General features: G+C 61.9%; 12 protein-coding genes. 7 read left to right on the forward strand and 5 right to left on the reverse strand.

Going from position 1 to position 10241, the window contains the following annotated elements; genetic code table 11:
* Nucleotides 1–110: 110 nt before the first annotated feature.
* The 3 genes from nirK to ACODTY_RS20395 all read right to left on the reverse strand — a co-directional run bounded on the left by nirK (nt 111) and on the right by ACODTY_RS20395 (nt 3193).
* The gene (gene nirK, locus ACODTY_RS20385) at nt 111–1229 is read right to left on the reverse strand and encodes a copper-containing nitrite reductase (protein WP_488996025.1); all 1119 of its coding nucleotides are present in this window, start codon (nt 1227–1229) and stop codon (nt 111–113) included.
* Nucleotides 1230–1421: 192 nt separating this feature from the next.
* Nucleotides 1422–2774, reverse strand: coding sequence for an oxygen-independent coproporphyrinogen III oxidase (gene hemN / locus ACODTY_RS20390; RefSeq protein ID WP_488996026.1), 1353 nt, complete (start codon nt 2772–2774; stop codon nt 1422–1424).
* 65 nt (nt 2775–2839) lie between these two features.
* Nucleotides 2840–3193 (reverse strand): YbaN family protein, encoded by a 354-nt coding sequence (locus ACODTY_RS20395; RefSeq protein ID WP_488996027.1) that lies wholly within the window; start codon nt 3191–3193, stop codon nt 2840–2842.
* Between the two features lie 179 nt (nt 3194–3372).
* On the opposite strand from ACODTY_RS20395, the gene ACODTY_RS20400 reads away from it, so the two are divergent.
* Together ACODTY_RS20400 and ACODTY_RS20405 are read left to right on the forward strand one after the other, a co-directional pair.
* Entirely contained in the window at nt 3373–3984 is a 612-nt protein-coding gene (locus ACODTY_RS20400) for a YitT family protein (protein WP_488996039.1), read from the forward strand.
* Between the two features lie 145 nt (nt 3985–4129).
* Entirely contained in the window at nt 4130–4588 is a 459-nt protein-coding gene (locus ACODTY_RS20405; RefSeq protein ID WP_488996028.1) for a hypothetical protein, read from the forward strand.
* A gap of 112 nt (nt 4589–4700) precedes the next feature.
* Here ACODTY_RS20405 and ACODTY_RS20410 read toward each other — a convergent pair whose 3' ends face one another.
* Complete coding sequence (locus tag ACODTY_RS20410) at nt 4701–4976, reverse strand: DUF2249 domain-containing protein (protein WP_488996029.1); 276 nt, start codon at nt 4974–4976, stop codon at nt 4701–4703.
* A gap of 249 nt (nt 4977–5225) precedes the next feature.
* On the opposite strand from ACODTY_RS20410, the gene ACODTY_RS20415 reads away from it, so the two are divergent.
* From ACODTY_RS20415 to ACODTY_RS20430, 4 genes are all read left to right on the forward strand, one after another.
* Nucleotides 5226–5420, forward strand: coding sequence for a hypothetical protein (locus tag ACODTY_RS20415; protein WP_488996030.1), 195 nt, complete (start codon nt 5226–5228; stop codon nt 5418–5420).
* Between the two features lie 213 nt (nt 5421–5633).
* A complete protein-coding gene (locus ACODTY_RS20420) occupies nt 5634–6674 on the forward strand; it encodes a glycoside hydrolase family 25 protein (protein WP_488996031.1) in 1041 nt (346 codons plus the stop codon).
* A gap of 166 nt (nt 6675–6840) precedes the next feature.
* Entirely contained in the window at nt 6841–7971 is a 1131-nt protein-coding gene (locus tag ACODTY_RS20425) for a multicopper oxidase domain-containing protein (RefSeq protein ID WP_488996032.1), read from the forward strand.
* Nucleotides 7968–9179 carry a ZIP family metal transporter gene (locus ACODTY_RS20430; protein ID WP_488996033.1) on the forward strand — a complete coding sequence of 404 codons (1212 nt, stop codon included), beginning with the start codon at nt 7968–7970 and terminating at the stop codon, nt 9177–9179. The genes ACODTY_RS20425 and ACODTY_RS20430 overlap by 4 nt, the downstream gene beginning before the upstream one ends.
* Nucleotides 9180–9667: 488 nt before the next feature.
* Here ACODTY_RS20430 and ACODTY_RS20435 read toward each other — a convergent pair whose 3' ends face one another.
* Entirely contained in the window at nt 9668–9850 is a 183-nt protein-coding gene (locus tag ACODTY_RS20435) for a YegP family protein (protein WP_488996034.1), read from the reverse strand.
* Nucleotides 9851–10003: 153 nt separating this feature from the next.
* Between ACODTY_RS20435 and ACODTY_RS20440 the strand changes: the two genes are divergently transcribed.
* On the forward strand, nt 10004–10241 hold a 238-nt coding region (locus ACODTY_RS20440; protein ID WP_488996035.1), incomplete at its 3' end, for a GIY-YIG nuclease family protein.

Consider the following 10241-nt stretch of genomic DNA (forward strand, 5'->3'; position numbering starts at 1 on the left):
ACCAGCCCTCAGAAAAATGGCCCGCCGGAGTTCCGACGGGCCGCCCATTGGTACGAGTGTTTGGCCCGTTGGAGCGGCTTCGAGATTGAGGCCGCTCCGACTTGTCCCGCTCAGATCGCCCGGATCGGGCCAGGCGCTGAGACTTGCGCCATCAGGTCATCGTTCCACTCGCCTTCCACCATGATGTGCGCGGTGGCTCCGAGTTCCGCCGCCTCGATCAGGTTGTGGTTGACGTAGGCGTACACACCGGGCTGCAGGAAGGTGTAGAACGCAGCCCCGGCAGATCCGCCGCGGATGAACCACGTTTCAAGGTCCTTGGCAGGCGCGTTGCTGAACTTGCCCTGTTCCCAGACATGGTCGCCGTGGCCGCCGATGAGGTGCGGGCGGGTGTCACGATTGGCCTGAGAATGGACGATCAGAACCTTGTCGCCGACTTTGGCCTTGAGGGCGTTGTCGCCGGTCAGCGCGCCGACCTTGCCGTTGAACACGACGTGGGTCGGGATCAGCCCGCGCATGACGTTCAACGTCTCTTCGTAGCTTTCGCCGAGCGTCTCGTAGCTCTTGTACTTGCCGTTCTCGTCGCGCGGTACGTAGAAGTCGTTCTCGCCGATGTAGAACAGCTTGTCGTAGGTGAGCTGCTTGCCGTTGCCGTCCTTCAGGCCGTCACGCGGCAGCACCATGATGGTGCCGCTCATTCCGGACACGACGTGCCAGGGGATCATGCCATCCGGCGCGCAGTGGTAGACGAAGGTGCCCGTCCGCGTTGCCTTGAAGCGCAGCACGACCTGCTCGCCGGGATTGACGTGGGTAAGCGCACCGCCGCCCAGCGAACCGGTTGCCGCGTGGAAGTCGATATTGTGCGGCATCTCGTTGGTCTCGGGATTGACCAGCGTGAGTTCGACGTAGTCGCCCTCATGCACGATCATCATCGGCGCGGGGATCGAACCGTTGTAGGTCATGGCCCGCATGGTGGTGCCTTCGCGGTCGATCACGACCGGCTGCTCCTTGACCGTGAGTTGGAACTCGACGACCTTCGGTCCGCCCGTGGCGACCTGCTCATGCTCATGCACGAAGGGCGGGGCGACCAGATTCACCTTCTGGCGGGGCAGGCTCTTTATGTCTGCGGCCGGCACTTGCGCCAGCGCGGGGGTTGCGGCCATCGCGGCCATAAGGACGGCACCGGCCGTACCAGCGGCTGTGCCCAAGAGTGCTTCACGACGCGTCAACATGGCCAAATCTCCTTCAGGGACCATTCACGTTGTCTATGACCCGAATGTAGTTGCACTGCACAAATCCGTCTTTGCTGCACTGCAAACGAAATGGCGATGAAGAGGTCGGCGCTGCCAGTTCGGCTCGGCCGAAACGTGTATCGGCCCCGCATTGCGAGGCCGACCGTTGGTCTTGATAGTCGATGGATAGGGTCAGGCGGCCCTGCTGTGCAGACGCGGCGATTGAGCGATATAGGCATCGAAGGCGGCAGCAACGGAACGGATGACGAAGCGGTGGGCCTCGTCGACCCGCACCATGCCGTCTTTCACCGTCACGATGCCGTCGGCGGTCATTTCGGGTAGTGTGATTGCACCGTCGAGAACCTTGGCTGGGTCAAAACCGTGACTCGCGCAAATGGCTGGGATGTCCGCTTGGAAGTAGCACATCAGCCGCTCGATGATGTCCGCACGCAGCCGATCCTCGGCAGTCAGGCGATATCCCTTTGCGGTGGCAAGCCGTCCGGAAGATACATGGCGGGCATAGAGGCCAAGCGCGACCTCGTTTTGCACATAGCCATCGTTGAAGCGGCCAATCGATGACGCGCCGAAGCCGATCAGCGAATTGCAGTTGTCGGTGGTGTAGCCTTGGAAATTGCGTCGAAGCGTACGGTTTTGCCAAGCGCGCGCCAGTTCATCCCCGGGCAGGGCGAAATGATCGAGCCCTATCTGGATATAGCCGGCATCGACCAGTGTTGCGGCTATCGCTTCAGCCTGAACGACGCGGGCAGCGCTGTCCGGAAGGACGGTCTCATCGATCATTCTCTGGTGCTTCTTGAATGACGGCACATGTGCGTAGCCGAACACGGCAAGTCGGTCAGGACGCATGGCGGCCACGCGTTCGGCGGTTTCCACGCACGAGGAAACCGTCTGGTGCGGCAGGCCGTAGATTAGGTCGAAATTGATGCTTTCGACACCGGCCGCACGGAGCAGGTTCACGGCTTCCGCCGTCTGCTCTTCGCTCTGGATCCGGTTGATGGCGACCTGAACCTTGCGGTCGAGGCTCTGTACGCCGAGGCTTGCGCGTCGCACGCCAGATCCACCAAGGGCCGTGGCCATATCGGGCGTAAGGGTGCGCGGATCTATCTCGACCGCGATCGAAGTGGCGTCACTGAAAGCGAAATACCGCCGCAGCAGGTTCACCAATGTTGCGAATTCCTGCGGCTCGACGATGGTCGGCGTGCCTCCACCGAAGTGGACTTCGCCGATGTTGAGACCAGCCGGCGCGCGCTCAGCCACCAGCCTGATTTCCTCCTGCAATACGTCGAGATAAGCCAGGATGGGCTGGTCTTGCCGGGTGATCGTGGTGTGGCAACCGCAATACCAGCACATGGAACGGCAAAACGGGATGTGAAGGTAGAGAGAAGCGGGTTCGCTCGCCGGCAGTGCCGACAGCCAGTCGCTGTAAGCGCCGACGCCGACGCTGTCCGAAAAATGCGGCGCAGTCGGATAGCTCGTATAGCGCGGCAACCGCGCATCGGCATATTTGTGCAGGATCGAACCGGACAAGCTTCACCTCTTGGAACTGTGAGGCAATTGCTAGCGCCGACGCAGATCCATGTCTTTGAGCAGGATCAAGCCGTATTGCGCGTCAATATGAAGGTGGCCGCACCGCAAAGCGCCAAAGCCTGGATAGCAACGATCTTGATGTCGGTATCGACTGCGATCGACAAGACCAGCGTCAGCGCCATTGCGACGATGGCGGCGATCTTGCCTTTTCGGCTGATCGCGCGCCTTTCGCGCCAGTCGCGGATCGCCTTGCCGAAGGTGCGGTTCTGCAACAGCCAGTCGTGCATCACAGGTGAGGATTTGGCGAAGAAAAATGCCGCAAGGATGATGAACGGCGTTGTCGGCAAGAGCGGTAACACGACGCCAAGCCCGCCCAACGCCAGGCTGATGAAGCCAAGGGTCAGCCAGACGATGCGCATTGCATCTCTGCGGGATATGGCTGGGTTGGGTACATCCTGGCTCGTCTCATTGCGTCCCTTGATGCCACCGCGGCGCGAATAACGCCACAGGCGGACTTGATGTTTGATACGCCGCAAAGATTTTTCCCCGGCCGGAAGGCATGTGGACGTCGCAAACAGCAAACTGGAGCATGATCCGCATGGACCTGGCGGTGAGCGACAAGCATGGCCTGCACGAGGACGCCCTTGCGCTCGTGCTCGGCACGCTTTTGGTCGCGCTGGGAACAGTGATCTATGCCAAGGCGGTGCTTCTGGTCGGGGGCATGGCTGGGCTCGCACTGCTGATACAGTACACGACCGGCGTCGATTTCTGGCTTGGTTTCTCGCTCATCAACCTGCCATTCTACTATCTAGGCCTGAAGCGCATGGGGTGGCGATTTACGTTGCGCACATTTGCGGCCGTGACGCTGGTGTCTTTGTTTTCACGACTGACGGCGGACTGGATCGACTTCTCGCGGCTTGAACCAATCTATGCGGCGGTCATGGCCGGCACGCTGTGCGGCACCGGCCTTTTAATGCTGTTTCGCCATCGAACGGGTCTCGGCGGCGTCAATATCCTGGCGATGTTTCTTCAGGACAATTGGGGCGTTCGTGCCGGCTATTTCCAGCTTGCCGTCGATCTCTCAATTCTTGGCGCGGCCGTTTTCGTGCTAAGCCCGGATCGCATTGCGCTGTCGGTGGTGAGCGCGGTGATCCTCAATCTCATCATCGCCGTCAACCACCGTCCAGGTCGCTATCTCGGCATAAGCTGACACCGAATTCGCTCCGATGTTTGTCCGGGAGCAAGCCGGTTTTGCGCAAAACACTATAGAATTCCTTCCAGACGCAGGATTGCGGCAACCGCACCAGAGTTCTTGCCGGGTCGCTGCGTGATTACGCGACAGGAAGACCCGAGCGATGCTCAACACACTAAATTCCACGCACCACGGCAGCGCCTCCGGCAGCCTGGATCTCGTCCAGCGTCTGGCGGTCGCGCTGGACAAGGCGCATCTCGATTGCGGTTGCCGCACGCAACTGGACGAAGCGTTGGCCATTTTTGAAAAGCATGAGCGATTGCGCGACGCGCGCGCCTGCCTGGCCAATGCGAGGACGCAGCGCGAGAAGATCGAGGTTGCGCTGATATTCCTCAACGATCTGGACGACCTGACCGCCACGGAAGCCGACCGCAGCGTCTATTTCGACCTCGCCTTGCTGTTCGACAGCATCGCGGAGATGGCGCAGGAGGGGGCGGGCTCCATGCGGGCCCTCGTCGCCGCAACCGAAGAGGGGGCAATTGCCTACACCTCGGCAATTGCCGAAGCCGAAGCGGCCCAAGGTTCTGGCAAACCCAAATCGAAAAAGCGCCCGGCAGTGTGAGTTCCCGCGCCGGGGGAGTAGTACGACATGTTGTACAATCTGGCCTTGATGACCTGCCACCCGGCTACCTTGCCATGTTTGCTGCAAGGCGAGCCGGATGGCATTGACGCGGTCAGTGACCGCCGCAACCGCAGTCCGATGTATGCGGCCGGCCGATTTCAACGCGCCAAAGGTCCGGCCCCTGCTGCAGATATTCCCACGAATATTCGCCCGGATGGCGCATTTCGATCTGGGCGCGCAATGGACGCGGATCGTGATCGTTGACGATGACAAGCGAGGCGCCGTGGCCAAGCGCGCCCAGCATGTCGAAAATGCGTTGGTGACGTTCGAACGGAGCGATCGTTCTTACATCGATGAGGGGCGTGGCGCCCGTTTCCACAGTCGTCATTTTTGAGATGTCCCGTTGCCGCCGAAAAAAGCTGCCCGAGCGAGGCGGCAGGTTCGGCTCCGGCCGCGCAAAGCTATGCGGCCGGCGCCTTTTGATGATTGTCGAAACGCAAACAAACGCCGAAAGCCGGGCCTAAGCCAAAAAATTCCTGCTTTGGCCACCACTTAGCCGCGCAAGTGTCATTGGCTGGCCACGATTGCATTCCTATCTATGGCCCATGGGAAAAAGCAAAAAGAGAAGAGACGACCGATGAGCGAGGAAAAGAGCAGGCTGGACGAACTGTTGAACGATCCGATGGTGCAGCTCGTGATGCAGCGCGATCGCGTTAGCCCGAAGGGCGTACGCTGGATGCTGGAACGTGCCCGCGCCCGCACGGAAGACCCTTCGCTGCCGCCCGCATACATGGTGGCCCGCGAGTGCTGGGAACACGGCATCTGCAGTTAGGCTGCATTTCTCCCCGAAGTAGAACCAATTCGCCGCCGTCCGGGTAACCGGGCGGCGGTTTGGTTTTAGGGGCCGGAGCCGCGCTTCGGCCAAGAAGTGAACAGGTATGGTAAAAATTCGATTCAATCTTTCTTGGTAATTCATCCTTCATAACTGACCTGAATTCCCGGGGCGCTGCCGCTGGGGCTGTTTTGTTCCGCGTACAGGTCCTTGATGCGTTCCTCAGGCATTCTTGCATCGCTGCTTCTTTGCCTTGGCCTTGCCGGCTGCTCGTCGAGCGTGGGCATCGAAGACATGATGCCGAGACCCTCAGCGGACATCACAAGCTCGATCTCGCGCCCTGAAACCACCGTGCGTGCGGCGTCCGCCATGCGGCCCAAAGAAATGCTGCCGGCAATGTCTGCGCCCGGACCAGAGCCGGAAGTGGCTGTGCTGGCTGAACCTGAGCCGGTTCAGGACAGCGGTTTTGCCATGCCTGCGGTCGAGGTCGCGGCGCTCATACCGACGCAGCGGCCAAGCCGCGCCGAACGCGCCATAGATGACGGCGTTGTCCATCCGCACCGTTTCCGCGACGCCAAGCCGATCAATTTCGGCAGGGTCAAGCCGAAGCACTATGCAGTGCATGGCGTCGACGTCTCGCGCTGGCAGGGCGACATCGACTGGGCGAAGCTGCGCAGCCAGGGCGCCAATTTCGCGTTCATCAAGGCGACCGACGGCGGTGACCATCTCGACCCGATGTTCATGAAGAACTGGCGCGGGGCCGATGCCGCCGGCATCAAGCGCGGTGCCTACCATTTCTTCTACTGGTGCCGTGTCGCCAGCCAGCAGGCGGATTGGTTCATCCGCAATGTGCCGAAGGTGGAGGGCGCTCTGCCGCCGGTCATCGACGTGGAATGGAACGGCGAATCGAGCTGCAAGCGCCGGCCTTCGCCAGCCCAGGTGCGCGAGAAGATGCAGGTCTTCATGGACCGGCTGGAGCAGCACTATGGCCAGCGCCCGATCATCTACACGGCACCCGATTTCTACGCCGACAACCTGCGCGGGGCCTTCCCCAACCATCCGTTCTGGCTGCGCGCGGTGGCGCAGCACCCGTCCAAGGTCTATCCGGGCCGCAACTGGCTGTTCTGGCAGTATTCCGGCTCGGGCCTCTCGCAAGGCGTGAACGGCCGAATCGACCTCAACGTGTTCCAGGGCAGCGAAGCCGAATGGCGGCGCTGGGTTGGCGGCGCGCAATTGATGGCCGACGCGCGGTAGCGAGCTTCGCCCGCTTCCTAGTCGCCTATTTTTCTTATTCATCGGTTCGCAGTGTGGGCAGGCGGCATGCCTGCTGATCGCATTGCAGTACGCCAAAATATAGCTATTGCTATAATTTAAATACTGTGCTTCCCTTAATTGTCTTTGCTATTTGGGGAACATTCTGATGCGCCGTTGGCTGCCGTTCGATCGTAGTCGCCGAGGGTTTCTCGGCGCGGGCCTGCTGGCGGCTGGCGCCACGGCCATCAGCGCGAGGAGCGCTACGGGACAATCCGCCCATACGCATGACCATGGCGCGCCCGCGCCTTCGCCCTATTCCGCCGAGGGTTCGTCGGGCCACCACACCGGCCACGGTGCGATGATGACGGTGGGCGAGGTGGACAACGAGCGCAACGGCTTCGACCCGACCGCGATGCTGACCGACTGGGAAACGGGAACGGTGTCGACCTTGCCGGATGGGCGCAGGCTCAGGACCTTTACGGTGACGGCCGAAGACAAGGAGATCGAGATTGCGCCGGGCGTGATGTTTCCGGCCTGGACCTTCAACGGCCGCGTGCCGGGGCCGTCTTTGCGGGCCGTGGAGGGCGAGCGGCTGCAGATCATCTTTCGCAACAACGGCTCGCACCCGCATTCGATGCATTTCCACGGCATCCATGCCGCGCGCATGGACGGCGTGCCGGGAGCGGGGCTGATCGGGCCGGGTGAGGAGTTCGTCTACGAGTTCGACGCCAAGCCGTTCGGCTGCCATCTCTACCACTGCCACGCGCTGCCGCTGGCGCGCCACATGCACAAGGGCATGTATGGCCTGTTCGTCATCGACCCCGATCCGGAGCGCCATCCCGAAGCCGCCGACGTTGCCCGCTCGCGCCTGCTCGGCACGCCGGAAAACGCCGAATGGCAGGAAATGGCGATGGTGATGAATGCCTTCGACACCACCTTTGACGGCGAAAACGAGTTCTATGCCTGCAACACGATTGCCCATTGCTACGCCAAGAAGCCGATCCGCGTCATCCGCGACCGGCCGGTGCGCATCTATCTGGTCAACGTCACCGAGTTCGATCCGATCAATTCCTTCCACCTGCACGCCAACTTCTTCGATTATTTCGACCAGGGCACGACGCTGACGCCGACGCTGAAGACGGTGGACCTGATCATGCAGTGCCAGGCCCAGCGCGGCATCCTCGAATTCTCGTTCAAGGACCATGAGCCGGGCTCCTACATGTTCCACGCGCATCAATCCGAATTCACCGAGCTAGGCTGGATGGGCGCGTTCGATGTCGTCGAGGCAGTGTCATGAACGAGCGCATCGACATGCACGATCTCGAGCCCGGCACCCCTCACGCCACCGAACCCAGGCGACCGGCGCTTGCCTGGCTGGTGGTGCCTGTCGCCATCGCGGCGCTGGCGGTCTGGTGGCTGCTGTCGTCCAATCTTCTGGCCGGCTTCTCCAACGGCGCGCCGCCGGTCGAGAATCTGACCGTCGAACGCACCATCCTCGACCAGAGCGGCATAAGGCTGCTGGTGCGGGCAGGTGGGTCGGAGCCGATGCGCATCGCCCAGGTTCAGGTCGATGCCGGCTACTGGCTGTTCGAGCAGCAGCCGCCCGGACCGATCGCGCGCGGCGACACCGCCTGGATCAGCGTGCCGTACCCGTGGGTGGTCGGCGAAACCCATCATGTGGCTTTCGTCACCAATACGGGTGCCGCCTTCGACCACGAGATCGGCGTCGCGGTTCCGACGCCGGTATCGACCTCGGGCAGCCTTGCCTCGCAAGCCCTGCTCGGCGCGTTCGTCGGCATCGTGCCGGTTGCCATCGGCCTGATGTTTTATCCGGCGCTGCGCGGCGCAGGCCCGGCGACGATGAACTTCCTGCTGGCCATGACGGTCGGCCTGCTGGCCTTCCTGCTGGTGGACACGCTAGAAGATGCCTTCGAGTTCTCGGGTGCGTCGGCTGCGCTGTTCCAGGGGCAGGCGATGGTGATCCTGGCTGCGGCGGCAAGCTTCCTGCTGCTGATGGCGGTGGCCCGCAGCCACGGCCATCCTTCGGGGCTGGCGCTGGCGACCTATATTGCGCTCGGCATCGGCCTGCACAATCTGGGCGAGGGCCTTGCCATCGGCGCTTCCTTCGCGGCGGGCGCTGCGGGGCTTGGAACCTTCCTGGTGATGGGCTTTGCACTGCACAACATCACCGAGGGCATCGGCATTGCAGCACCTATCCTCAAGGTGAAGCCGCCGCTGTGGATCTTCCCGGCGCTGGCGCTTCTGGCCGGCGGACCGGCGGTGATCGGCATGTGGGTGGGCAGCCTCGCTTATGCGCCGCAATGGTCGGCGCTGGCGCTGGCCATCGGGGCAGGGGCCATCCTGCAGGTCATCGTGGAAGTGGGCGCGCTGTTGATGCGCATGGGCAATCGCGGCTCGGCGGCGCTGTTTTCGCCTGCGGTGCTGGCCGGGCTCGGCGTCGGCATCGCCTTCATGTACGGCACCGCCATGCTTGTGAAGCTGTGAGGAGCACATTTGTTCATCGCCACGCCCGGCTAAAGCCGTCTGGCCATTGTCAAAGAACGGACCTCATTGGAGAGGTCGGGAGGACGGGCGGCCGTTCGGTCGCTCGTTTTAGTAGTTTAGTGCGGCCTTGCGGCCGCCCGTCCGGTGGCTTCCCTCAACCAGTGCACCGGCCATGCCGCAGCTCCAGCCTCGATGGCCGACAACTGCGGGCAACACTGCGCCCGGTTCGAGGGCCGAACTTAGGGGTTCATCACCCAGCCGCCTACCGAAGACGACCAGCTCGGCACCGTCGCCCCTCCCTGATACCCGGTGCGCACCAGGTCTCCCGCAAGGGCGATGGGGCTGAGTATGGGGGAGGTTGCAGAGGGTGGGGATAAACGGGGCAAAAGATTCTTGCGGAGTTGAGTGGAATCAAAGAGATGGCCGGGTGCCGTCGGCAGATCGGTTCACACGTTTAGCCTGCCCGAGCGGCGCCCAACGATCCGGTTTCACGCTGGAGTGCAGGTCATGCCGTTGCGGCGTGCATTGTCGATGCAGTCCTGCTTGTTGGAGTAGCCTTGTGTTGCCGAACCGACGATCCTGCCATTCGCTGCGGTCCGCCGCCAGCGCCAGCCGTCGGTTGCCGAGTAGATTTCCCACGTATCGCCATTGCCGTCCTTGCAACTTGCCATTGTCGTTCTCCTGTTGAGAACCAAGGCGTAGGGCGAGTCGGGCAGGGGACTCTACGAACTGGGTGCAACTGTTGGATGGTGGATTGGGGTGGGATGGTTGTGAGGCCGGTACGGGGAATTTGGATTTCGACGGAGCGGGATTAGCATTTCGCCATGACCGGCTATGTCTACATGACCGCAAGCCAAATGCGCGGCACCATCTACATTGGAGTGACGAATGACCTCTCCAGGCGCATTCCCGAACACAAGGCGGGCGAGGGTTCACGCTTTACAGGTCGCTACGGCGTGCAGCGTCTCGTCTGGTACGAGGAGCATTTCGATATGCGCGATGCCATCCAGCGTGAGCGGCTAACGTTGATCCGCATCTTCGAGGAACTTCGTGGCCTGGGCT

The organism is Mesorhizobium sp. FG116 (assembly GCF_057809835.1).

Excerpts from the sequence above, each read along its gene's own strand:
- nirK (WP_488996025.1), bottom strand. The coding sequence starts at position 1,229 with ATGTTGACGCGTCGTGAAGCACTCTTGGGCACAGCCGCTGGTACGGCC.
- ACODTY_RS20395 (WP_488996027.1), bottom strand. The coding sequence starts at position 3,193 with ATGCGCATCGTCTGGCTGACCCTTGGCTTCATCAGCCTGGCGTTGGGC.
- ACODTY_RS20400 (WP_488996039.1), top strand. The coding sequence starts at position 3,373 with ATGGACCTGGCGGTGAGCGACAAGCATGGCCTGCACGAGGACGCCCTT.
- ACODTY_RS20405 (WP_488996028.1), top strand. The coding sequence starts at position 4,130 with ATGCTCAACACACTAAATTCCACGCACCACGGCAGCGCCTCCGGCAGC.
- ACODTY_RS20410 (WP_488996029.1), bottom strand. The coding sequence starts at position 4,976 with ATGACGACTGTGGAAACGGGCGCCACGCCCCTCATCGATGTAAGAACG.
- ACODTY_RS20415 (WP_488996030.1), top strand. The coding sequence starts at position 5,226 with ATGAGCGAGGAAAAGAGCAGGCTGGACGAACTGTTGAACGATCCGATG.
- ACODTY_RS20420 (WP_488996031.1), top strand. The coding sequence starts at position 5,634 with ATGCGTTCCTCAGGCATTCTTGCATCGCTGCTTCTTTGCCTTGGCCTT.
- ACODTY_RS20425 (WP_488996032.1), top strand. The coding sequence starts at position 6,841 with ATGCGCCGTTGGCTGCCGTTCGATCGTAGTCGCCGAGGGTTTCTCGGC.
- ACODTY_RS20430 (WP_488996033.1), top strand. The coding sequence starts at position 7,968 with ATGAACGAGCGCATCGACATGCACGATCTCGAGCCCGGCACCCCTCAC.
- ACODTY_RS20435 (WP_488996034.1), bottom strand. The coding sequence starts at position 9,850 with ATGGCAAGTTGCAAGGACGGCAATGGCGATACGTGGGAAATCTACTCG.